The sequence below is a fragment of the Pseudomonas sp. NUPR-002 genome (genome assembly GCF_056322725.1).
Map to the genome: position 1 here is coordinate 4,338,861 of NZ_CM150476.1, position 24,029 is coordinate 4,362,889.

Consider the following 24,029-nt stretch of genomic DNA (forward strand, 5'->3'; position numbering starts at 1 on the left):
GGTTAACATGGCCGGTTTGAACCCGATACCAAGGCCGCACCGTGTCATTTGGCCCTCCTGCTACGCGCCCCGTTATTTTGCTGACCGCCTTGTTGGGCGGACCTTCGATGGCTGACGATCTGTTTGTCGACAACCAGACCCTGCCACAGGTGCTCACCGCCACCCGGCTGAAACAATCTCCAGCCGCCGTGCCTGGCAGCATGACGGTGCTCGACAACGCGCTGATTCGCGCCAGCGGCGCCCGCGATATTCCTGAACTGCTGCGCCTGGTGCCGGGCATGATGGTCGGCTACAGCGCCAGCAATCAGCCCACGGTCAACTACCACGGCAGCAACGTCAACGATGCCCGGCGCATGCAAGTGCTGATCGATGGGCGCTCGGTATACCGTGCAGGTTTGGCCACGGTGGACTGGAGCGACATCCCGCTGGCAATGGAGGATATCGAGCGTATCGAGGTGTTCCGCGGCCCCAACACCGTCAGCTATGGCGCCAACGCCTTGATGGCAGTGGTCAATATTCTCACGCGCAAGCCGGCAGACAGCCACGGCACGCGCCTGAAAGTCACCCGCGGCCAACGCGGCATCAACGACTGGTATGCCAGCCAGGGCAGCGGCTGGGACGGTGGCGACCTGCGCCTGTCGCTGTCCGGCATGCAGGATGACGGCTTCGATGAAACCCTCAACGGCCAGGACTACCGCGACAGCCGCCGCCTCAACCGCTTGAGCCTGAGCATCAGCCACGCCCTGGCCAGCAACCAGAGCCTCGATTGGCAGTTTGCCGCCAAAGAAGGCAGCAACCAGCGCCCCTACACGTATCAGCCGGTGTTCTACGGCGTTACTGCCAGTGGCGACAACTCCGATGTCAACGCCAAGGACTATGCAGGCTCGGTGCGCTGGAACATTGATTTCAATCCCGAGCACAGTCTTTATGTGCAAGGTTCTGCCCAACATTGGGACCGCCAGCAGGTATGGCGCGCTTGTGATGCGGCGATTTCGTTCAGCCCGGAGCTCACCCGCCTGTGGCAGCTCAACCCGAACTACGCTGAACAACTGGCGCGCAATATTCGCGCGCCAGTGCCTGCCGGCAGTGCTCAAGAACGCGCCCTGGGCCGCGTGGTACGACAGCAATGGGGCAATGGGGGCGCCACCCAGGTCTGCGGTGACATCGATCAGAGCACCCGCGAAACGCGCTACGACCTGGAACTGCAAGACACCCTGAGCCTGTCCGATAACCTGCGTCTGGTCAGTGGCGCCAACTACCGCTATGACCGCGCCGATTCGCAAACCTATTTCAATGGCAGCCTCGACGACAGCACCTGGCGCTTGTTCGGTCATCTGGAATGGCGCGCCGATGAACACTGGGTGATCCAGGGCGGGGCCATGTACGAAGATGCGCGGCTATCTGGCAGTTCGCTCACCCCACGCCTGGCCGTCAACTACCTGATCACCCCGCGTCACGGTTTGCGTGCCGTGTATTCCGAAGCGGTGCGTTCACCGGACATGTTCGAGAACAACGTCAACTGGAGCTATCGGGTCAACAACCTGACCCCTGGCGCGTTCGGCCAAAGCAGTGCCCAGTACTTCGTCAAGACCCGCGGCCCGGGCAACCTCGAACAGGAGCGCATGCGCTCGCGGGAACTGGGCTATAACGGTTACTTCGCGGATGCCGACCTCAACGTTGACCTGAAACTGTTCCATGACGAAATCACCGGCATGATCAGCGAGCCACTGCGCAACAACCAGTACATTGCCAGTAACAGTAACAAGGCCCGTTTCAGCGGCGCTGAGGCACAACTGGATTGGCAACTGAGCCCCGCTGATCGCTTTCGCCTGACCTACGCCCATGTCGATGCCTGGGCCAGTAATCCCGCTGACCGCCGCCTGAGTGCGCACAACAGTGGCTCGGCCGGCTGGCTGCGCGATTGGGGGCAAGGTTGGTCCAGCGCGCTGTTCTACTATGGTGACGACGAACTGAATGAATACCGCTTCGAACGCCTCGACCTGCGCGTAGCCAAGCGCCTGCAATGGCAGCGTACTGAGCTTGAGCTGGCGGGCGTGGTGCAGCAGCGCCTGGATGATGAGCCCACCACCCATGCAAACAACCGCTACGATAGCCGCCACGTGATGTACTTCAGTGCGGAGTTGGCGTTCTGATGCGCAGGTTACGGTGCTGGCTGCTACTGGCCTGCCTGTGGCCATCAGGCCTGCTATTGGCCAGTGAGATCCTGATTACCGGCAGTCAGGACAGCCCCGGTGTCGAGCAATTTGTCCAGGCCCTGCGTGAACGCCGGCCTGCCGACAACGTGCACTTCGTACCCGTGCATGAGCTGGCCCGCCCTTCCCGGCTGAGTCCGGCGACCCGCTTGATCCTGCTGGACAGTGCGGGCCTTGAGTGGCGCCTGAGCGAAGTGGCTGGGCCGCCAGCGCTGGCGTTGCGGGTCAGCCGGGTGCAAGCGCAGCAGCGCCTGGGCAAACTGCGCCCCCCCTACCTGAGCCTGTTGTGGAGCGATCCGCCCCTGGAGCGGCAGTTGCGCCTGACACGTTACCTGCTGCCCGAGGCCCGCCGTGTTGGTGTGCTGTACGCCGAGCACAGCCTGTTTCTGGTTGAAGAACTGCGCCGCGCTGCCAAGCCCATGGGCTTGGAGATCATCGCCCAGGCCTGGCCGGATCTACGCGACAGCCGTCCACTGCACGACCTGCTACAGCGCAGCGACGTGCTGCTGGGTATTGATGACCCGCATCTGTTCAACTCCAAGACCGCGAAAAATGTGCTGCTGAGCAGTTACGGCCGACAGATGGCCTTGATCGGCCCCAACGCCGGCTTCGTCCGCGCTGGCGCCCTCGCCAGCACCTTGAGTAACCAGGACGACTGGCTGGCGGTACTCGACCGCCTGCTCGATCAAGTGCCGGTCAAGTGGCCGCGCACGCTATACCCCGACCATTTCAGTGTCATCGGCAACCAGCAGGTTGCACGTGCCCTGGGCATCGAGACCATCGACCCCGAAAGCGCCGCGCTGGCGTTGGCCGAAGGAGAACGCAGACCATGAGGCGTCGCCTGAGCTGGGACATCCATACCCGCACACAAATCATCAGCCTGGGGCCAGCCTTGTTGCTGACGCTGCTGCTGATCAGCTTTTTTACCTTCGTGCGTATCCAGGATTTGCGCCAGGAACTCAACCATACCGGCCAACTGATCGCTAACCAGCTGGCGCCAGCGTCGGAGTACGGGGTTATCGCTGGCAACGACGAAGTGCTTGAAAGCCTGATGCGCGCCACCCTGAGCATCCCCCATGTGCGTTTCCTCGAGGTGCAGGACAGCAGCAACCATATCCTGGTGTATGTCGAGCAACCGGACGAGCACGACAACCGCGCACAACAAGTCGAAGTGTTCCAGGCCCCGATTCGCCTGCAACAAATCCGCCTGGACAACGATTTCCTGCACAACGGCAGGCAACCGCTGAAAAACGTCGGCGATGACTATCTGGGCCGGGTCATCGTTGGCATGTCCAACGATGCGTTCAGCGAACGCCAGCAGGAAATCGTCATCAAGGCCGGCATCCTGGCCTTGTTCGCCTTGCTGTTCACCTTTTTGCTGGCCCGCCGCCTGGCACGAAGCCTGGCCAAACCCATCAGTGACATGGGCGATGCGGTCAAGGCCATCCAGCAAGGTGACTTCAATGCCCCCTTGCCGGTGGTCGATGACAGTGAACTCGGCCATCTGGCCCGCCATATCAATAACCTGGCGTGCGCCCTGGCGCAGGCCAGTCGTGAACAACAGCAAGCCATGTCGCAATTGATCCAGGCCCGTGAGGAGGCCGAACAGGCGAACAAGGCCAAATCCGACTTCCTGGCGATGATGAGCCATGAACTGCGCACCCCGATGAATGGTGTACTGGGCATGCTGCAGTTACTGGAAACCACGACACTGAGCGAGGAACAGGCCGAATACACGGCCGTGGCCAGCGAATCGACCGGGCATTTGCTTAAGGTCATCAACGATATTCTCGACTTCTCGCGGATCGAGCGCACCAGCCTTGAGCTCGAACACATCGACTTCAACCTGGGCGAACTGATCGGCAGCAGCGTGCAATCCTTCCAGCATCTGGCGGCCCAGCGCGGTTTGAGCCTGACCCTGCAGCTACCGCCTGGCATCGGTCAGCTGCAGGTGATTGGCGACCCGACCCGGATCCGTCAGATTCTGCTCAACCTGGTCGGCAATGCGCTGAAGTTCACCGAACAGGGCAGCGTGCGCATCGAGCCGCGCTGGCAGGTGCTCGACCGCCAATTGATCTGGTTTGCCTGCGCCGTGCACGACACCGGTATTGGTATCGACAATGAGCGCCTGGAAACCATGTTCGTCGCCTTCCAGCAGGCCGACAGTTCGATTTCCCGGCGCTACGGCGGCACCGGCCTGGGCTTGTCGATCGCCCGCACCCTGGCTGAACGCATGGGCGGTACCCTGCGCGGCGAAAGCCGTGAAGGCCAGGGCTCGACCTTCACCCTGGAAATGCCTCTGGCGCTGTCGGTTCAGCAAGCACCTCGCTTGCCTAGCCAGAACAACGAGCGCGAAGACGAAGGCCAGGGCCGTCGGATTCTGCTGGTTGAAGACAATCCGGTTAACCAGACCGTGATCGAAGCCATGCTGCGCAGCCTTGGATTCGAGGTGCACATTGCCGTAGACGGTGCCCAGGCAGTGTCTCAGGCCTCGCGCCAGCGGTTCGCTGCGACACTGATGGACTGCCGGCTACCGATCATCGATGGTTACGAAGCCACCCGCCGCATTCGCCAACTGCCACAGGCTGCGGCCATGCCGATCATCGCCTTGACTGCCAATGCGCTGCAGGGCGATCGCGAGCGCTGCTTGAATGCAGGGATGAATGATTACCTGGCCAAGCCGTTCAAACGCACTGACTTACAGCAAATTCTGCAGCGTTGGCTGCCCGATCAGTCAGCTGCGACTGGCGATTAATCTGAAATTGCGGCAGTCTTATGAACTGGACAGGCTGGTCAAAAGGCCTGAAAATAAAATTTCAGTGCACAAGTGTACTTCTTTGACCGGTGCGCTGTGACTTTCACTACAACGCAATAGTCTATGTGTAGGCTACCGCCCCAAACACAAGCGTTTTGGGTCGGCCGGGAAGATTTGCCCCCCTGCCACACGGGGATTATTGAGGAGCTCGCATGACCAAACAAAACGCCTTTACTCGGGAAGACCTGCTGCGCTGCAGTCGCGGTGAGCTGTTCGGCCCAGGTAACGCGCAACTGCCCGCCCCGAACATGCTGATGGTGGATCGCATCACCCATATCAGCGACGAGGGTGGCAAGTACGGCAAAGGTGAATTGGTCGCCGAGCTGGATATCACCCCGGACCTGTGGTTCTTCGCCTGCCACTTCGAAGGTGATCCGGTGATGCCAGGCTGCCTGGGCCTTGACGCCATGTGGCAGCTGGTCGGCTTCTTCCTGGGCTGGCAAGGCTTGCCAGGTCGCGGTCGCGCCCTGGGCTCCGGCGAAGTCAAATTTTTTGGCCAGGTACTGCCTAGCGCCAAAAAAGTTACGTACAACATTCACATCAAGCGCGTCCTGAAGGGCAAGCTGAACATGGCCATCGCCGATGGCTCGGTCAGTGTCGACGGTCGCGAGATCTACACCGCCGAAGGCCTTCGGGTCGGCGTCTTTACCTCCACTGACAACTTCTAAGGGTTATCCGCATGCGCCGCGTCGTTATCACTGGTCTGGGCATTGTTTCGTGCCTGGGCAATGACAAAGAGACCGTCTCCGCCAACCTGCGTGCAAGCCGCCCTGGCATCCGTTTCAACCCGGAATATGCCGAAATGGGTCTGCGTAGCCAGGTTTCCGGCTCCATTGACCTCAACCTTGAAGAACTGATTGACCGTAAGGTGTTCCGTTTTGTCGGTCACGCCGCCGCCTACGCCTACCTGGCCATGGCCGACGCGATCAAGGACTCGGGCCTGACCGAAGAACAGGTGTCCAACCCACGTACCGGCCTGATCGCCGGCAGCGGCGGCGCATCGACCCTGAACCAGATGGAAGCGCTGGATATCCTGCGCGAAAAAGGCGTCAAGCGTGTTGGCCCGTACCGCGTCACCCGCACCATGAGCAGCACCGTGTCGGCGTGCCTGGCCACCCCGTTCAAGATCAAGGGCCTGAACTACTCCATCGCTTCGGCGTGCGCTACCAGTGCTCACTGCATCGGTACCGCCATGGAGCAGATCCAGATGGGCAAACAGGACATCGTGTTTGCCGGTGGCGGTGAAGAAGAACATTGGAGCCAATCGTTCCTGTTCGACGCCATGGGCGCACTGTCCAGCAAGCGTAACGACACCCCGGAAAAAGCCTCCCGTGCCTACGACGCTGACCGTGATGGTTTCGTCATTGCCGGTGGTGGTGGCATGGTCGTTGTCGAGGAGCTGGAGCACGCGCTGGCCCGTGGCGCGAAAATCTACGCTGAAATCGTTGGCTACGGCGCTACCTCCGACGGCTACGACATGGTCGCCCCGAGCGGCGAAGGCGCTATCCGTTGCATGCAGATGGCCATGTCGACTGTCGACACCCCGATCGACTACCTGAACACCCACGGCACTTCGACTCCGGTCGGTGACGTTGCTGAAATCAAGGGCGTTCGTGAAGTGTTCGCTGGCAAGGCGCCGGCCATCAGCTCGACCAAGAGCCTGTCCGGTCACTCCCTGGGCGCCGCTGGTGTTCACGAAGCGATCTACTGCCTGCTGATGATGGAAGGCAACTTCATTGCCGGTTCCGCCAACATCGACGAGCTGGACCCTGAAGTGGCCGATCTGCCGATCCTGACCAAAACCCAGGAAAACGCCAAGATCGACACCGTCATGAGCAACAGCTTCGGCTTCGGTGGCACCAACGCCACCCTGGTGCTCAAGCGCTGGGAAGGCAAATAAGGGCTAACCCCCTTAATCAAAAACGCCCCGACTCGTCGGGGCGTTTTTGTTTCTAGCCGGTAGGAGCGGGCTTGCCCCGCGATAGCGGTGTGTCAGCCACATCGCATCGCGGGGCAAGCCCGCTCCTACCGGCTACACCGAAAAGCGTCCTACCAGGCCATTGAGCTCGATGGCCAACTGCGACAGCGCCTGACTCGCCGCGTTAGTCTGATTGGCCCCCGCCGAGGTCTGCAACGCCAGGTCGCGAATATTGGTCAGGTTGCGATCCACTTCACGTGCCACCTGCGCCTGCTGCTCTGAAGCACTGGCGATCACCAGGTTACGCTCATTGATCAGGCTGATCGCTGCGGCAATCTCCTCCAGGGCCGCCCCGGCGGCATGCGCACCGTCCAGGGTGATACGTGCGCGCTCATTGCTTTGCTGCATGCCTTCGACGGCACGATCTGTGCCCTGCTGGATCCCACTGATCATCTGCTCGATTTCCCGGGTCGACTGCTGGGTACGATGCGCCAACGCCCGCACCTCGTCGGCCACCACGGCAAAACCACGCCCGGCATCACCGGCACGGGCAGCTTCGATCGCAGCATTGAGGGCCAACAAGTTGGTTTGCTCGGCAATCGCACCAATCACATCCAGCACCTTGGTGATGCCGTGAACCTGGTGCGCCAACTGCCCCACCTCCTCGGCATTGGAGGTCACCCCGGCCGCCAGCGATTCGATCGAGGCGACGGTCAAGCGCACTTGTTCACGTCCCTGGCGGGCAATCCGGTCCGACTCACGGGACGCCTCAGAGGTGGCCACCGCGTTGCTCGCCACCTCCTCCACTGCCGTGGTCATCTGATTGACTGCGGTCGCCGCTTGCTCGATTTCCTGATTCTGCTGCATCAGGCCTCGGGTCGCGTCTTCGGTCACCGCGCTAAGCTCTTCGGACGCCGACGCCAACTGATTGGACGAATCGGAAATCCGCCCAATGGTGTCGCGCAGGCTGTGCTGCATTTGTTTGAGCGCCGCCAGCAGTCGCGCCGGCTCGTCCGTGCCATGGACGGCAATTTGCGGGGTCAGATCGCCAGTAGCCACCACCTCGGCCACCTGCAGTGACTGGGCCAGCGGTTGGACGATACTGCGGGTCAGCGCCAACGCCAGAATCACAGTTACCACCAGCGCGCCAAGCGACAGTGCAATCACCCAGACCCGCGCGTTGACGTACACCGCTGCAGCCTGATCGGTCGCGATATTGGCGTGCTGATTATTCAGTGCAATCAGTTCATTGAGGGTGGCGGTCAACTGATCGGCCAATTGATTCATTTCGCCATTGACCAACGCCACCGCGGCTTCGACCTGACCTTGACCCGAGTGCTCTGTGACCTGAGCCTGCAGCGCCAGGTATTGCCGCTCAAGCTGCAAGAAACGGTCGAACAGGGCTTGCTCCTCAGGCAACACAATCAATACCTGGTACTGCTGCTGCGCCTTACTCAGGCCCGCTTTGAGTTCCTCAATACGCGCCTTGTTCTGTTGCAGCGACTGCGGGTCGCGATTGATCAGCAAACGCAGGGTCAGCGCGCGAATGCGCAAGGTGTCTTGCGTCATTTGCCCAACCACGATGACGCTAGGCAACCAGTTGTTGTCCACCTGTTCGGACTGCTGGCGCATGCTGGCCATCTGCATCAGCGCAAAAACGCCCAGCGCACACACCAGCAACGCCACCAAACCAAAGCCCAAACTCGCCCGCGGGGCGATATTCATGCGTCTCAAGTTCATCTTTCGGCTCCTTCCAAAAGCGCAGCCACGCTGTGCAACCGTCCTTGCTCTAGACGATATCGGCCTTTGGAAAAATTGCCTTAGACGAAAACATGATATCAATACGCCTGCTCATCGCGAGTACAGGCGCGCAACACCTCAGCGCACGGTAAAGCGCTGCTCGGCTAGCAAACGATCGCCCTGGAAGACCATGAAATGCCATTGCCCCGGCACCACTTCGTGGTTTTCAGTGAATTCGTAGGCCATGACGTCCTGGGCCGCACCCGGCACCAGTTTCTGTACCACTTCGAACTTGTCATGGCGCTTGCCGTCAGGCGTGCGTACGCCTGGAGTGAGGTACAGCAAGGTCAGCGGCGTGTCGTCCGCGACTTTGCCTTCCAGGCGATAACGCATGCCGAACTTACTGCCCAGGCGCGCCGGAATCTGGTCGGTGTGCTGGATTGTCTGGTTGCTCTGGGTCAGCACCCGTTCGCCAGGCTGAAAGTTCTGGTGGCGGGTTTCGAACAGGCCGTACTCTACCGCGCCCTCGACCCGGACCTCGGCACTGGCCAGGCCACTGACCAGCAACAAGCCGCACACTGCACTGCAACGACTGAAAAACATGACGCGCTCCATCAGGATTGATGGCGGCAGGCTATGACGCTGGCATGACAGACTGATGACAGCTGCAGTGTTTACCCTCAGGTCACGGACGTTTTTTCGGCAGTACGGCCAGAAAGTTGTCTTGAGCCACCTTCTGCGCGACATCGGCGGGCAAGGCATCGAGGAACGGATCGAAGCTGTGCAACTGCTCGCCGACCGTGTCGAAGCGCCCCACTACATCAGAACCGAGCATGAAGCGCTCCGGGAAGCGTTTGACCAGCGCCACCCATGCCTCCCTGGGCTTGCCCTGCTCATCCAGCAAGTAAGGCTGCAAAACGCTCCAGGACAGATCGACATACAGGTTGGGGTAGCTGTCCAGCAGGCGTGTCAGCGTCGGCAGGAGGAAATCCATCTGCGTCTGATGGCGGTGGATTTCCATGCTGGTGCCGGCATGAGCCCAGATAAAGCGGGTGTGCGGGTGATTGCGCAGTGGCTCTTCGATTTCGGCCAGGTACAGCGGGTTTCGCTCACGCTTGGAGGTGATGTTGGAGTGAATCAATACCGGTAGATCCTGCTCGGCCGCCAAGTGGTAGATGCGGGTCATGGCTTCGTTGTTGGCCCGCGGCGTATCGCCACTGGTAAGCGCGGTGAGGTCGTCATGCCGGGTGAAGACTTCGCCAATCCCCTGCCAAAGTCCCGGATACAGCTCGAGCATGCGCTCGATGTGGGCCACGGCATTCTTGTCTACCGGGTTGAAACCGGTCAGAAAGGGATGAAAGCGCTGGCGCTGTTGAGGCGGCAGTTTCTCCAGCGCCGCCGCAACGTAGATGTCCGTCGCGCTATACCAATAGGCATCGGCATCGTCACCGGCATAGTAGCGTGGGCGCTTGGGTTCGTCTTCATGCCATTTTTTCGCTACCGCCACCCCGGAGATCATCGACTGGTCGATGCGCGCCTTGTCCATCGCCTTGAGCAACGCCTCCATTCCTTCGGTTTCCTGAAAGAAGTCGACGTAGTGCAGGTGCGCGTCGCTGTAGCGGTACTCACGCGCCTGTACGCTTTGCAGCGTCAGCCCCATCAATACGATCCAGCCCAACTGCCTGACAAACATTGCGCACTCCTGTTGACGATTCAGACAGGGTAGACCGGCCGGGCCGCGCTGCAGTTCAGCTGCCACCTGTAACAGGTTATGCTCAGGGTCATCATCCCCGGACTGGAGCCCACCGTGAGCAGCCCTTTGGTCATCCGCCCTCGCGCCGAAACCGTGGAAGGTCAACCGATCTTGCGCCCGCTGCCCTCTGCGCAGTGTCGCAGCGTCGGACCCTTCGTGTTCTTCGATCACATGCTCGAAACCGAGTATGCCGCTGGCAAGGGCATCAATATCCGCCAGCACCCACACATCGGCCTGTCCACCCTCACCTACCTGTTTGAAGGCGAACTGCTGCACAAGGACAGCCTCGGCTCCGATCAACGCGTCCAGGCCGGCGACGTCAGCTGGATGACCGCCGGTAGCGCTGTTGCCCATGTCGAGCGTACACCGGCCGACCTGCTGGCCAGCGGCTCGCGCGTGCACGGCCTGCAGATCTGGCTGGCGTCACCGAAAGACAAAGAACAGGGCCCAGGCCATTACAGCCATCACCCCGCTGCAACCCTGCCGGTCAGCGATAACCTTGGGGTGCAGATTCGCCTGATTGCCGGTAATGGCTTCTGCCTGCAGTCGCCGGTACCGGTGCTGTCACCCACCCTCTATGCCCTGGTACAGCTGCAGGCTGCCACGACCCTGAGCATTCCTGACGAGCATCAAGAGCGTGCGCTGTATGTGCTGAGCGGTGAAGTCAGCCTGGATGGCGAAAGCGTAGCGCCCCATAGCCTGGTGGTACTGCCGGTTGGTGAGCAGATGAGCCTGTACGCCGACAGCGAGAGCCAGCTGGTGCTGTTCGGTGGCGCGCCGCTGGATGGGCCACGGCGAATGAACTGGAACTTCGTCGCCAGCGATCCGGCGCTGATCGATCAGGCCCGGGCGCGCTGGGCGGCAGGTGATTGGCCGACCGTGCCAGGGGAAAGCGAGCGGATCGAGTTGCCTTGAATATGATCGCGGGGCAAGCCCGCTCCCACTTGGAACTACAAACTCTGTGGGAGCGGGCTTGCCCCGCGATTTCTCAGGCTTTGAACACTTCATCCAGCAAATTGAACATCGCCTGGAACGCCCGTTTGGAGGTCCGCGCGTCGTACTTCATCTTGCCGGGGATATTCGCCGCCGTATCGGTGAACGAGTGCACCGCACCGCCATAGCTGACCACTTGCCAGTCAACCTTGGCCGCATCCATTTCCGCCGCGAACGCTGGCAGTTGCTCAGCAGGTACAAACGGATCGGCCGCGCCATGCAACACCAGCATCGATGCCTTGACCTTGCCTTCCTGAGCCGGCAGTGGCGTGTCGAGGGTGCCATGGAACGACACCGCGGCCTGTAGCCGACTGTCTTCACGGGCCAGCTCCAGCGCACAGCAACCGCCAAAGCAGAAGCCGAAGGTCGCCAGTTTTCCAGGTTGCAGCACGGCCCTGGATTGCCCAAGCAACTGGTCAAGCGCAGCCTTCATGCGCTTGCGCAGCTCGACCCGGTCGTCTTTGAGCGGCGTCATTGCAGCGCCCGCTTCATCCATGTTCGAGGGGCGCAGGGTCTGCCCGTAGATATCCGCCAGCAACACGACGTAGCCTTGCGCGGCGACGTCACGGGCGATGCGCTCGGCGCCTTCACCCACCCCCATCCAGTTCGGTGCCATCAACAGCCCCGGCTGCTCCCTGGCACCCTGGGCATAGAACAAACGGCTCTCATAGGCTTTGCCGGCAACATGATAGACCAGCGATTCGACGGTTACCTTGCTCATGCACTTCTCCTTGCACCATGAAAAAAGCCCGCCGAAGCGGGCTTTCCTGCAACTACTTAAGCCGATAATTCGACCAGCAGCTTGTTCAGTCGACGAACGTAAGCCGCCGGGTCTTTCAAGCTGTCGCCCGCCGCCAGTGCGGCTTGATCGAACAGGATGTGCGAGAAGTCGGCGAAACGGTCTTCGCTCTGCTCGTTATCCAGCTTCTCGATCAGCGGGTGGGCTGGGTTGAATTCGAAGATCGGCTTGGAGTCCGGCACCTTCTGCCCGCTGGCTTCAAGGATCTGGCGCATCTGCAGGCCGAGATCCTGTTCACCAATCGCCAGAATCGCTGGCGAATCAGTCAGACGGTGCGATACACGCACTTCGCTGACGCTTTCACCCAGCGCGGCTTTGAGACGCTCTACCAGGCCTTCTTTTTCCTTGGCGACTTCTTCCTGGGCTTTTTTGTCCTCTTCGGAGTCCAGCTTGCCCAGGTCCAGGTCACCGCGAGCAACGTCGACAAAGTTCTTGCCGTCGAATTCGCTCAGGTAGCTCATCAGCCACTCGTCGATGCGATCGGTCAGCAGCAGCACTTCGATGCCTTTCTTGCGGAAGACTTCCAGGTGCGGGCTGTTTTTGACCTGCGCGTAGGATTCGCCAGTGAGGAAGTAGATCTTGTCCTGACCTTCCTTGGCGCGCGCCAGGTAATCCGCCAGCGACACGCTCTGCTCACCGCTTTCATCGCTGGTAGAGGCAAAACGCAGCAAACCGGCGATTTTTTCCTTGTTGGCGAAGTCTTCTGCCGGGCCTTCTTTCATCACCTGACCGAAGTTCTTCCAGAAGCCCTTGTACTGCTCAGGCTCGTTCTTCGCCAGCTTCTCCAGCATGTCCAGTACGCGTTTGGTCAGCGCCGACTTCATCGAGTCGATGATCGGGTCTTTCTGCAGGATTTCCCGCGACACGTTCAGCGACAGGTCGTTGGAATCGACCACGCCTTTGATAAAGCGCAGGTACAGCGGCAGGAACGACTCGGCCTGGTCCATGACGAACACACGCTGAACGTAGAGTTTCAGACCGCGCGGTGCTTCACGCTGGTACAGGTCAAATGGCGCGCGTGCCGGTACATACAGCAGCGAGTTGTATTCGAGTTTGCCTTCAACCTTGTTGTGGCTCCAGGCCAGCGGGTTCTCGAAATCGTGACCGATGTGCTTGTAGAACTCCTGGTATTCCTCGTCCTTGATCTCGGTACGCGGACGGGTCCACAGGGCACTGGCGCGGTTGACGGTTTCCCACTCTTCGGCCGGCTTGTCTTCGCCTTCAGCCGCTTCGGCCTGCTTTGGCAGTTCGATCGGCAGGGCGATGTGGTCGGAGTATTTCTTGATGATGTTGCGCAGCCGCCAGCCGTCAGCGAACTCTTCTTCACCCTTCTTCAGGTGCAGAACAATGCGGGTACCGCGCTCGGCTTTTTCCAGGGTGGCGACTTCAAAATCGCCTTCGCCCCTGGACGACCAGTGCACGCCTTCAGTGATTGGCGCACCGGCACGGCGGCTGAACACGTCAACCTTGTCGGCAACGATGAACGCCGAGTAGAAGCCCACACCGAACTGCCCGATCAGGTGCGAGTCTTTTTTCTGGTCACCGGTGAGGTTCTTCATGAAGTCGGCAGTGCCCGACTTGGCGATGGTACCCAGGTGGGTAATCACGTCCTCGCGGCTCATGCCGATACCGTTGTCTTCGAGGGTGACGGTGTTAGCGTCCTTGTCGAAGCTGACGCGAATTTTCAGCTCGGCCCCGCCTTCGAGCAGCTCAGGCTTGGCCAGTGCTTCGAAGCGCAGCTTGTCGACGGCATCGGAGGCGTTGGAAATCAATTCACGCAGGAAGATTTCCTTGTTCGAATACAGGGAATGGATCATGAGGTGCAGCAGCTGCTTTACCTCGGTCTGGAAGCCCAGGGTTTCTTTTTGAGTTTCCACACTCATGGTCTTCAACACTCCAATCTGATGACAGTAGTCGCTCGGCAGGCGAGCACAAAGGCCCAAGCCTGCTTTTACGGCGGGATGCAATGCAGATGGGGGCGCGACAGGCTATTTCAAGGGCAGCTTGATTTCTTCGATTTTGAAATGCGCCCGGGCAGTGGCAATGGCCTCGCCCTCATTGCCCTGCCACGCGGTGATGGCCATGTTGGTCACCCGCCGCCCCTGGCGCCACAGCTGGCAACGGGCATAGGTGTCGCGAAATTGCCCGGCACGCAGGTAGTCGATGGAAAAATCAATGATTTTAGGGACCGTTGCACTCTCACTGAAAATCATCAGGTACAGGGCTGCCGAGAGCTCCATGAACCCGGCGATCACGCCGCCATGGATCGCCGGCAGTAACGGATTGCCGATGTTGTCGCGATTGACAGGTAAACAGAACAGCAGATCCTCGCCGTCGCGACTGCACTGGATGCCGATCAACCCCGCGTAAGGAATCAGCGCTAACAGCGGCTGGTAGTTACCTTCTGCGTGGGCCAGGCGTAATTGCTGGTGTACCTCTGGCGGGATCATTGCCCACGCTCCTTCAACGCATTGCCAAAACTCACACCGCCCTTGATGCCCTTGCCCAAGCGCATGAACGTACCGACTACGTGCGCAATCGGCTGCTCGGGGTCGTCCTGATAGGCCATGCCGCGGGTGAAGATGACATCCCGGGTCACCCGATAACACTCGGCTCGACCATAGATATCCTGCCCGGCTTTGGCCGGGTGCATGTAGTCGATGCGCAGGTCCAACGTCGGGCAAACTTCGAATTCAGCCAGCGCGCACAACGTGGCCATGCCGCAGGTGGTGTCCATCAGCGTGGTCAACGCACCACCGTGAATCGCCCCGGTTTGCGGGTTGCCGACGATCTTGGGCGAATAAGGCAACACCAGGGTCATCCCCTCGGCATCTGCATGCTCCACGCGCATCTGCAGTACTTGGCAATGCGGCAGCGCAGAAAGAAATCGCTCGGCCATGGCCTTCAATGGCGTATTTTTCATATCACTAAGGCCCCTGTGGTTATTAAGTCGATGCACATGCCTAGAGAAAAGTCTATATAGATCCGGCACTTATATATCTGTAAAGTACATGGAACTTCTGTCCGTTACTTGAGCTCAAAGGAACAAGTAACTTATTCCCCAAGGAGATACACCCATGCGTAAACCTTTTGCTTTTGCCGTAATGCTGGCCGCCGCCCTGGGTCTCGCTGCTTGCGATAAAGCCAGCGAAGACAAGGCTCAGGATGCTGCGCAACACACCGAAAACGCCCAGCAGAAGATGGACGAAGCTCAGGATAAAGTGAACGAAGCTGCAAAAGAAAACGCCGAAGCTGCCAAAGACAGTGCTGAAGCGCAACAAAAGGCCGCTGAAGAAGCCGCCAAAGAAGCCGCTCCTGCTGCTCCAGCTGCTCCAGCCGAAGCAACTCCTGCTGAGCCTGCTAAATAAGCACGCACAGTGGAATAAAAAAAACCCGACATCTGTCGGGTTTTTTTATGCCTGCACTTCTAGCGCTTTAACGATTCAGTTAATTGCGGCGTCTTTATTCGGCTCCGCCGCTGGCACCTCGGTCGGGGTATACACCAATACATCCAGCACATCGGAATGGAACTCGCGCCGATACAGCACTAAAACAACCCCCGCACTCATCAGCATGAACAGCCAAGGGCTGATAAACCAACTGAGCATGGCCATGCCGAAGTAATAGGAGCGCAGGCCGAAGTTGAACTGGTTGGCCGCCATCGACACAACCCGCGCTGCTCGCTGGGCAAACGCCTTACGCTCTAACTCACTGACATAGCGCTCACCGACCATTGGCGCCGAGCCCACCAGCACGGCCGCAAAGTTGTATTGGCGCATACACCAGCTGAAGGTAAAGAAGGCATAGACAAATACTGTGGCCAGGCACAGCAGTTTGATTTCCGACATACCCTGAGTGGCCTGCTGCACCAATGGCAGATCAGCCAGTAGCGACACCGCACGATCAGAGGCGCCGAGCACGGTCAGAATACCGGCCAGAATAATCAGGGTACTGGAGGCAAAGAAAGAAGCGTTGCGCTCAAGATTGGCAATTACACTGGCGTCGGCAATGCGGTTGTCGCGCATCAGCATGCGGCGCATCCAGTCTTCGCGGTACAAGTGCAGCACACTGGCCAGGCACGCGGTGTCTCGCCCCTTCCAGGTGGCATAGCGGGTGTATCCGCCCCAGCAGACCACAAACCAAACGGCCGCCAGCAAGTGAATCAGGTTGTTTTGAATGAAGCTCATCAGAGGTCCCGGTAAAGAGTTGCATGCACATTAACGCGCATTGACCCGCTTTCGACGCTTAACCACAAAAAAAGACACGTCTTAAAGGATTGGCTTGCAGCAGGGTAGGAGCGGGAAAAAGCCTATGGCAAGCATAAAAAAAGGTTCTTCACGGATTTCCGGGGCAGGATTGGCGTTGGCGTTGGGGCCTGCGAGCTTATCCAATAGCTGTGGTGGCACTACTGGCCCCTTCCGCCCTTACGGCGGCCTACTTTTTCTTGGAAAAGTAGGCAAACCGCTCGCTCCTGCATCCGGCCCTACGCTGCGCTCCGGGTTCCTTCGCTCCGGCATTGCTCCCGCGAGGACCACGCTAACGGGCCATCCATGGCCCGAAGCGCTTGACGGGCTCCTGCCCGTCACCTCACTGCGCAATACCTCCACTCAGCCTTCTGAAGTCGCAGACCGCGGCGCCTGAACCAACGCGTACGCAAAGCCACAAGCCACAAGCGTACAGATCATCCAAACCGCCACTAGCGAAGCTAACGCCAGCCCGGGCGCCGCCCGTAACTTAGCGACTTCAGGAGGCCGAGTGTAGGTGACTGGAGGGCCAGGTGGGAGCGGGCTTGCCCCGCGATCTGGCGCGAGAAAACAAATCGCGGGGCAAGCCCGCTCCCACCGGCAGGGCCGGATGCAGGAGCCAGCGGTTTTGCTTACTTTTCCCAAGCAGAAAAGTAAGCCGTCGTAAAGGCGAAAGGGGCCAGTGGTGCCACCACAGCAATTGGATAAGCCCACAGCCCTCGAAGCCAAAGCCAACCCTTCCCCGACAATCCGTGAAGAACCTAAAAAAAACCCCGCATCCTTACGGATACGGGGTTTGGAATCTGCCCTGCCCTCTGCACTATGGCTTGTGGCCGACGTCAGGCGTGAGGCTGATTCTCAGGCCAGCGCTTCGCGCGGCTTGCCCAGCATACGGTCACAGACCACTGCGCCGGCCAGGGTGATTACCGAAGGCACGAGCCACGCAAGGCCTTGCTCGCTCAATGGAAGATGACCCAGGGCTTCTGGCAGATGCGAGGCCAGGCTGGTGCCTTTAATGGCATCAACCATACCGAACAGCAACGACACCGCCATCACCGGCCCGAGAATACGAGCCTGGGAGTTCCACAAGCCTTTGCAGAAGCTCAAGCCCACCACCACGATGCATGGCGGGTAAATCGCGGTCAGTACCGGAATCGAGAACGCGATCAGCTTGGTCAGGCCCAAGTTGGAGATCAGCAGCGAGAAGGCGCACAAGATCAGCACCAAGGTACGGTAAGACAACGGCAGCACCTGGCTGAAGTACTCAGCGCACGCACACGTCAGGCCCACTGCAGTGACCAGGCACGCCAAGGCAATCAGTACCGCCAGGAAACCGCTGCCCAGCGAACCGAAGGTATGCTGAACATAGGCATGCAGAACCGCTGCACCGTTGGTCGCGCCTTGGGCAATTTCATGGCTGCTGGCACCCAGACGGAACAGGCTGATGTACACCAGCGCCAGACCGACACCGGCGATCAGGCCAGCGATGATCGCGTAGCGGGTGATCAACCGCGGCGACTCGACGCCACGGGAGCGAATGGCGTTGACGATGACAATACCGAACACCAGCGCGCCGAGGGTATCCATGGTCAGATAGCCATTGATAAAGCCCTGGGAAAACGCCGACGCTTCATACGCAGGCAAAGCGTCACCGCTGGTGCCTGCTGGCAACATGAAGGCAGCAATGCCCAGCGCAGCCAGCGCGATGATCTTCAGTGGTGCCAGAAAGCGCCCGACGGTATCGAGCAACTTGCCGGGATACATCGACACCGCCAGCACCAGCAGGAAGTACAGCAGGCTGTAAATGAACAGTGCCGTCGGACTCTCACCGGTCAGTGGCGCGACGCCCACTTCGAAGGACACCGTTGCAGTACGCGGGGTGGCAAACAGCGGGCCTACCGACAGGTAGCACACTGCCGCCAGCAAGCCGCCAGCGACCTTACCGATCGGGCTGCTCAACGCGTCCATACCGCCGCCCACTTTAGCCAGGGCAACAACGGTGATGACGGGCAAGCCGACTGCAGTGATCAGGAAGCCCAATGCCGCCATCCACACATGCGGACCCGACTGCAGGCCGACGATCGGCGGGAAGATGATATTGCCCGCACCGACGAACAACGCGAACGTCATAAAACCAAGCGCCAGGATGTCCTGGCCTTTCAACACTTTCATTAAGGAAATACCACACTTCTGAAATCGGGATTTAGAGAGGGATTTCCCCTTGGGTGAGGGAAAATGTAGCCCGTCCGGATGAGACAAGCCCTTTAAAGCATGCCCGTACCCTTTTGGGGTACCGACACGAAAGTGAGGACAGTGTAACCAAGTTGTACCGATAGCGCACCGCCACCTAGAGCGCTGTCCGATGAACGCATCTGTTTGTCGCCTGAGTGACAGCAAAACAGGTGTCACTTAGTGCAACCAGCTATTAGTGTAGGAGCGGGCTTGCCCCGCGATAGCGATCTGTCAGTCACATCGCATCGCGGGGCAAGCCCGCTCCTACCAAAAACGCAAACAAAAAGGCCACCCGAAGGTGGCCTTTTTGTTCACTGGGCAGTGATTACTTCTTCACTTCCCAGCCAGTCAGCTCGGCCAGGGCCTTGCCGATGTCTGCCAGCGAACGGACGGTTTTCACACCGGCGTCTTGCAGGGCAGCGAATTTCTCGTCTGCAGTGCCTTTGCCGCCGGAGATGATGGCGCCAGCGTGGCCCATACGCTTGCCCGCAGGAGCGGTAACACCAGCGATGTAGGAAACCACAGGCTTGGTCACGTTAGCCTTGATGTAAGCAGCCGCTTCTTCTTCAGCCGAACCGCCGATCTCACCGATCATAACGATCGCTTCGGTCTTCGGGTCTTCCTGGAACAGCTTCAGGATGTCGATGAAGTTCGAACCTGGGATCGGGTCACCACCGATACCAACGCAGGTGGACTGACCGAAACCGGCGTCAGTGGTCTGCTTGACGGCTTCATAGGTCAGGGTGCCGGAACGCGAAACGATACCGACCTTGCCTGGCAAGTGGATGTGACCTGGCATGATGCCGATCTTGCACTCGCCCGGAGTGATGACGCCTGGGCAGTTAGGGCCGATCAGGGTAACACCCAGCTCGTCGCACTTGACCTTGGCATCCAGCATGTCCAGGGTAGGAATGCCTTCGGTGATGCAGACGATCAGCTTGATGCCGCCGAAAGCCGCTTCCAGGATCGAGTCTTTGCAGAAAGGAGCTGGAACGTAGATAACCGAAGCGTCAGCACCGGTAGCCGCAACGGCTTCTTTAACGGTGTTGAACACTGGCAGGCCCAGGTGAGTGGTGCCGCCCTTGCCCGGAGTCACGCCGCCAACCATCTTGGTGCCGTAGGCGATGGCTTGTTCGGAGTGGAAAGTACCTTGCGAGCCGGTGAAGCCCTGGCAGATAACTTTGGTGTCTTTATTGATCAGGACGCTCATTACTTGCCCTCCGCAGCTTTTACAACTTGTTGAGCAGCGTCGGTCAGGCTGGTGGCCGCAATGATGTTCAAACCGCTTTCTGCCAGTACTTTAGCGCCCAGTTCAGCGTTGTTGCCTTCCAGACGGACGACAACCGGAACTTTAACACCCACTTCTTTCACTGCACCGATGATGCCTTCGGCAATCATGTCGCAGCGAACGATGCCGCCGAAGATGTTGACCAGAACGGCCGCGACATTGCTGTCGGACAGAATGATCTTGAAGGCTTCGGTCACGCGCTCTTTGGTAGCACCACCACCTACGTCGAGGAAGTTGGCTGGCTTGCCGCCGTGCAGGTTGACGATGTCCATGGTACCCATGGCCAGGCCAGCACCGTTGACCATGCAGCCGATGTTGCCTTCCAGGGCCACGTAGTTCAGCTCGAAGCTGGCAGCGTGGGCTTCACGAGGATCGTCTTGCGACGGGTCGTGGAAGGTTTTCAGCTTAGGCTGACGGTACATGGCGTTAGCGTCGATGTTGATCTTGGCATCGAGGCAGTGCAGGTCGCCGTCGGCCTTGATGACCAACGGGTTGACTTCCAGCAGGGCCAGGTCGTGTTCTTTGAACAGCTTGGCCAGGCCGACGAAAATCTTGGCGAACTGTGCAACTTGCTTGCCTTCCAGACCCAGCTGGAACGCCAGTTCACGACCTTGGAATGGCTGAGCGCCAACCAGCGGATCGATAGTAGCCTTGATGATCTTCTCAGGAGTTTCGTGAGCGACTTTCTCGATGTCCACGCCACCTTCGGTGGAAGCCATGAACACGATACGACGGCTCGAACGGTCGACTACAGCGCCCAGATACAGCTCTTTGGCGATGTCAGTGCAGGATTCGACCAGGATCTTGGTCACTGGCTGACCGTTGGCGTCAGTCTGGTAGGTCACCAGACGCTTGCCCAACCATTGCGCAGCGAACGCCTTGGCGTCTTCTTTGCTGCGAACCAGCTTGACGCCGCCCGCTTTACCGCGACCACCAGCGTGGACCTGGGCTTTAACAACCCACTCCGAACCGCCGATCTTTTCGCAGGCTTCTGCAGCTTGCTCAGGGGTATCGACTGCGAAACCCTTGGAAACTGGCAGGCCGTATTCAGCGAACAGCTGCTTACCCTGATACTCGTGAAGATTCATGCTTTTTACCGTCTTCGTTAGGTACTGCGCTTCGGCGCTGCGCTCTTTTGGAGTGCCGCGCCACCTGTGACCACATGCCCCCGGTATGCTCCGGGAGTTCGAGTCCGGCGGACTTTCCGCGGTGAGTCATGCACGCAAGACTCACGACGGGCCACCCGCCGTGGTTTCTTATTGTTTAACGCTTCTTACGGTTGGCTACGTGAATGGCACCGCCATTCACTGCCAGTGCGGCTTCATGCAGCGCTTCGGACAGGGTCGGATGGGAGAAAACCATCATGCCCAGGTCTTCAGCGCTGGTGCCGAATTCCATTGCGATTGCACCCTGCTGCACCAGTTCGGCAGCCGATGGGCCAATCACGTGTACACCCAGAACGCGGTCGGTCTTGGCATCGGCGATGACCTTGACGAAACCACCGGTATCGTTGGCAGCCATCGCACGGCCGCTGGCCGCGAACGGGAAGGTGCCCACGTTAACCTCAACGCCTTCAGCCTTCAAGGTTTGTTCGGTTTTACCGACCCATGCGATTTCCGGGTGGGTGTAGATAACCGAAGGGATCAGGTCGTAGTTCATCTGGGCTTTGTGGCCTTTGATGCGCTCGACAACCATGATGCCCTCTTCCGAGGCTTTGTGCGCCAGCATCATGCCACGAACCACGTCACCGATGGCGTAAACACCCGGTACGCTGGTCGCGCAGTGATCATCAACGAAGATGAAACCACGCTCGTCGATGGTCACGCCGCTGTCGGCAGCCAGCAGATCAGTGGTCACTGGACGACGGCCGACCGCAACGATCAGCTTGTCGAAGGTGATTTTCTGTTCGCCGTTGGCATCGGTGTAGGTCACTTCGACTTCAGCGCCGTTGACCTTGGAACCGGTGACGCGTGCGCCCAGCTTGATGTCCAGACCTTGTTTGGTCAGGGTCTTCAGGGCTTCCTTGGAGACGGCGGTGTCAGCAGCCATCAGGAAGGTGTCCAGTGCTTCCAGAACGGTGACTTCGGCACCCAGGCGAGCCCAGACCGAACCCAGTTCCAGACCGATGACACCTGCACCGATCACGCCCAGACGCTTAGGCACAGCCTGGAATTCCAGGGCGCCAGTGGAGTCGACGATGACGTTCTGATCGACCGGAGCCGGTGGAATGTCGATCGGACGCGAACCGGAAGCCAGGATCACGTTTTCGGCTTCGATGATTTCGGTGGTGCCGTCAGCCTTGGTGACTTCGACTTTCTTGCCAGCCAGCAGTTTGCCGTGACCCTGGATCGAAGTAACGCCGTTGGCCTTGAACAGGGTGGCAACACCGCCGGTCAGGTTCTTGACGATGCCAGCCTTGCGGCCAACCATCGCAGCGACGTCCATTTTGACTTCGCCGGTGGAGATACCGTGGACGTTGAAGCTCTCTTTGGCTTCCTTGTACTTCCAGGAGCTGTCCAGCAGCGCCTTGGATGGAATGCAACCCACGTTCAGGCAGGTACCGCCGAGGGCCAGTTTGCCTTCGCCGTCAGTGTACTTCTCGATACAGGCAGTGCTCAGACCGAGCTGCGCAGCCTTGATAGCAGCTACATAGCCGCCAGGACCTGCGCCAATCACTACCACGTCGAATTTCTGGGTCATAAAAGATTCCTTTTAGCTTCAAGCCACAAGCTGCAAGCTGCAAGACGACCGGCTTCCAGGGGAAGCGTGGCGCTTGCAACTTGCAGCTGTTTTTTTAGATGTCCAGCAGCAGACGAGCTGGATCTTCCAGCAGGTTCTTGATGGTCACCAGGAAGGTCACGGCTTCTTTACCGTCGATCAGGCGGTGATCGTAGGACAGTGCCAGGTACATCATCGGACGGATTACGACCTGACCATTGACGGCCATAGGACGCTGGATGATGTTGTGCATGCCCAGGATAGCAGCCTGCGGCGGGTTGACGATCGGGGTCGACATCATCGAACCGAAGGTACCACCGTTGGTGATGGTGAAGGTACCGCCGGTCATTTCGTCGATCGACAGTTTACCGTCACGCGCCTTCTTGCCGAAGGTAGCAATGCCGTTCTCGATTTCAGCCAGGCTCATCAGCTCGGCGTTACGCAGAACCGGTACCACCAGGCCACGGTCGCTGGAAACGGCAACGCCGATGTCCGCGTAACCGTGGTAGACGATGTCGGAGCCGTCGATCGAGGCGTTGACAGCCGGGAAGCGTTTCAGCGCTTCGGTAGCGGCCTTGACGAAGAACGACATGAAGCCCAGGCGTACGCCGTTGTGGGTCTTCTCGAACAGGTCCTTGTACTTCGAACGCAGGGCCATGACTTCGGTCATGTCGACTTCGTTGAAGGTGGTCAGCATGGCCATGTTCGACTGTGCTTCAACCAGGCGCTTGGCCACGGTGGCACGTACACGGGTCATCGGAACGCGCTTCTCGGTACGATCGCCAGTGGCGACAACCGGTGCAGCAGCGGCAGCGGCAGGCTTGGCAGCAGGCGCAGCAGCCGGAGCGGATTTCTTCGCTTCGATGGCAGCGACGACGTCTTCCTTGGTGATGCGACCGTCTTTACCGGTGCCCTTGATGCTGTTCAGCGCGATGCCGTTCTCTTCAGCCAGCTTGCGAGCAGCCGGAGCGCCGATGGCGTCTTCGTCGCCAGCAGCAGGCGCAGCAGCGGCAGCCGGAGCAGCAGCTGCTGCAGCGGCAGGAGCAGCGGCAGCAACGCCACCTTCTTCGATCGAACCCAGGACTTCGTCGGACAGGACGGTTTCGCCCTCGCCCTTGACGATAGCGCCCAGTACGCCGTCAGCAGTTGCCAGGACTTCCAGAACGACTTTGTCGGTCTCGATGTCGACGATCAGCTCGTCGCGCTTGACGGCTTCGCCCGGTTGCTTGTGCCAGGTGGCAACGGTGCCATCGGCAACCGATTCCGGGAAAGTAGGGGCTTTGATCTCGATAGCCATTATCAGTGGTTCCTTAAAT

At 59.4% G+C, this 24,029-nt stretch carries 20 protein-coding genes and 1 pseudogene; 7 read left to right on the forward strand and 14 right to left on the reverse strand.

Going from position 1 to position 24,029, the window contains the following annotated elements; translation table 11 throughout:
• The first annotated feature begins 74 nt into the window (after positions 1-74).
• The 5 genes from ACVWSC_RS19880 (at position 75) to fabB (ending at position 6,928) form a co-directional block, all read left to right on the forward strand.
• A complete protein-coding gene (locus ACVWSC_RS19880; RefSeq protein ID WP_442114338.1) occupies positions 75-2,153 on the forward strand; it encodes a TonB-dependent receptor plug domain-containing protein in 2,079 nt (692 codons plus the stop codon).
• Positions 2,153-3,046: an ABC transporter substrate-binding protein gene (locus ACVWSC_RS19885; RefSeq protein WP_442108820.1), complete on the forward strand. Its 894-nt coding sequence runs from the start codon at positions 2,153-2,155 to the stop codon at positions 3,044-3,046. Before ACVWSC_RS19880 ends, ACVWSC_RS19885 begins: the two co-directional genes overlap by 1 nt.
• Complete coding sequence (locus tag ACVWSC_RS19890) at positions 3,043-4,968, forward strand: ATP-binding protein (protein ID WP_442108821.1); 1,926 nt, start codon at positions 3,043-3,045, stop codon at positions 4,966-4,968. The genes ACVWSC_RS19885 and ACVWSC_RS19890 overlap by 4 nt, the downstream gene beginning before the upstream one ends.
• 212 nt (positions 4,969-5,180) lie before the next feature.
• The gene (gene fabA, locus ACVWSC_RS19895) at positions 5,181-5,696 is read left to right on the forward strand and encodes a 3-hydroxyacyl-[acyl-carrier-protein] dehydratase FabA (RefSeq protein WP_442108822.1); all 516 of its coding nucleotides are present in this window, start codon (positions 5,181-5,183) and stop codon (positions 5,694-5,696) included.
• Positions 5,697-5,707: 11 nt separating this feature from the next.
• Complete coding sequence (fabB, locus tag ACVWSC_RS19900) at positions 5,708-6,928, forward strand: beta-ketoacyl-ACP synthase I (protein ID WP_442108823.1); 1,221 nt, start codon at positions 5,708-5,710, stop codon at positions 6,926-6,928.
• A 132-nt stretch (positions 6,929-7,060) separates the two neighbouring features.
• Here fabB and ACVWSC_RS19905 read toward each other — a convergent pair whose 3' ends face one another.
• The 4 genes and pseudogenes from ACVWSC_RS19905 to ACVWSC_RS19920 form a co-directional block, all read right to left on the reverse strand.
• On the reverse strand, positions 7,061-8,137 hold the full coding sequence (locus tag ACVWSC_RS19905) for a methyl-accepting chemotaxis protein (protein WP_442114339.1): 1,077 nt from the start codon (positions 8,135-8,137) through the stop codon (positions 7,061-7,063).
• 54 nt (positions 8,138-8,191) lie between these two features.
• Positions 8,192-8,686, reverse strand: a pseudogene (locus tag ACVWSC_RS19910) (MCP four helix bundle domain-containing protein); the annotation flags it as partial.
• Between the two features lie 138 nt (positions 8,687-8,824).
• Entirely contained in the window at positions 8,825-9,289 is a 465-nt protein-coding gene (locus ACVWSC_RS19915) for a DUF3859 domain-containing protein (protein WP_442108824.1), read from the reverse strand.
• 82 nt (positions 9,290-9,371) lie between these two features.
• Positions 9,372-10,379, reverse strand: a complete 1,008-nt coding sequence (locus tag ACVWSC_RS19920; protein WP_442108825.1) for an amidohydrolase family protein — start codon at positions 10,377-10,379, stop codon at positions 9,372-9,374.
• Positions 10,380-10,493: 114 nt separating this feature from the next.
• Here ACVWSC_RS19920 and ACVWSC_RS19925 point away from each other — a divergent pair, with 114 nt between their 5' ends.
• Positions 10,494-11,354: a pirin family protein gene (locus ACVWSC_RS19925; RefSeq protein WP_442108826.1), complete on the forward strand. Its 861-nt coding sequence runs from the start codon at positions 10,494-10,496 to the stop codon at positions 11,352-11,354.
• A gap of 73 nt (positions 11,355-11,427) precedes the next feature.
• Here the strand turns inward: ACVWSC_RS19925 and ACVWSC_RS19930 are convergent, their stop codons facing one another.
• The 4 genes from ACVWSC_RS19930 to ACVWSC_RS19945 all read right to left on the reverse strand — a co-directional run bounded on the left by ACVWSC_RS19930 (position 11,428) and on the right by ACVWSC_RS19945 (position 15,154).
• Complete coding sequence (locus tag ACVWSC_RS19930; RefSeq protein ID WP_442108827.1) at positions 11,428-12,153, reverse strand: dienelactone hydrolase family protein; 726 nt, start codon at positions 12,151-12,153, stop codon at positions 11,428-11,430.
• Positions 12,154-12,209: 56 nt separating this feature from the next.
• Positions 12,210-14,114 (reverse strand): molecular chaperone HtpG, encoded by a 1,905-nt coding sequence (gene htpG, locus ACVWSC_RS19935; RefSeq protein ID WP_442108828.1) that lies wholly within the window; start codon positions 14,112-14,114, stop codon positions 12,210-12,212.
• A 105-nt stretch (positions 14,115-14,219) separates the two neighbouring features.
• Entirely contained in the window at positions 14,220-14,681 is a 462-nt protein-coding gene (locus tag ACVWSC_RS19940; RefSeq protein ID WP_442108829.1) for a PaaI family thioesterase, read from the reverse strand.
• Complete coding sequence (locus ACVWSC_RS19945) at positions 14,678-15,154, reverse strand: PaaI family thioesterase (RefSeq protein WP_442108830.1); 477 nt, start codon at positions 15,152-15,154, stop codon at positions 14,678-14,680. Before ACVWSC_RS19945 ends, ACVWSC_RS19940 begins: the two co-directional genes overlap by 4 nt.
• Before the next feature lie 154 nt (positions 15,155-15,308).
• Here ACVWSC_RS19945 and ACVWSC_RS19950 point away from each other — a divergent pair, with 154 nt between their 5' ends.
• On the forward strand, positions 15,309-15,599 hold the full coding sequence (locus ACVWSC_RS19950) for a hypothetical protein (protein WP_133217182.1): 291 nt from the start codon (positions 15,309-15,311) through the stop codon (positions 15,597-15,599).
• A gap of 75 nt (positions 15,600-15,674) precedes the next feature.
• Here the strand turns inward: ACVWSC_RS19950 and ACVWSC_RS19955 are convergent, their stop codons facing one another.
• From ACVWSC_RS19955 to odhB, 6 genes are all read right to left on the reverse strand, one after another.
• Positions 15,675-16,418, reverse strand: coding sequence for a DUF599 domain-containing protein (locus tag ACVWSC_RS19955; protein WP_442108831.1), 744 nt, complete (start codon positions 16,416-16,418; stop codon positions 15,675-15,677).
• A 915-nt stretch (positions 16,419-17,333) separates the two neighbouring features.
• A complete protein-coding gene (brnQ, locus tag ACVWSC_RS19960) occupies positions 17,334-18,647 on the reverse strand; it encodes a branched-chain amino acid transport system II carrier protein (protein WP_442108832.1) in 1,314 nt (437 codons plus the stop codon).
• A 385-nt stretch (positions 18,648-19,032) separates the two neighbouring features.
• On the reverse strand, positions 19,033-19,917 hold the full coding sequence (sucD, locus tag ACVWSC_RS19965) for a succinate--CoA ligase subunit alpha (protein WP_038613108.1): 885 nt from the start codon (positions 19,915-19,917) through the stop codon (positions 19,033-19,035).
• Entirely contained in the window at positions 19,917-21,083 is a 1,167-nt protein-coding gene (gene sucC / locus ACVWSC_RS19970) for an ADP-forming succinate--CoA ligase subunit beta (protein WP_442108833.1), read from the reverse strand. The genes sucD and sucC overlap by 1 nt, the downstream gene beginning before the upstream one ends.
• Before the next feature lie 175 nt (positions 21,084-21,258).
• A complete protein-coding gene (gene lpdA / locus ACVWSC_RS19975) occupies positions 21,259-22,695 on the reverse strand; it encodes a dihydrolipoyl dehydrogenase (protein ID WP_107025469.1) in 1,437 nt (478 codons plus the stop codon).
• A 94-nt stretch (positions 22,696-22,789) separates the two neighbouring features.
• Positions 22,790-24,010 carry a 2-oxoglutarate dehydrogenase complex dihydrolipoyllysine-residue succinyltransferase gene (gene odhB, locus ACVWSC_RS19980; RefSeq protein ID WP_442108834.1) on the reverse strand — a complete coding sequence of 407 codons (1,221 nt, stop codon included), beginning with the start codon at positions 24,008-24,010 and terminating at the stop codon, positions 22,790-22,792.
• Between the last annotated feature and the right edge of the window lie 19 nt (positions 24,011-24,029).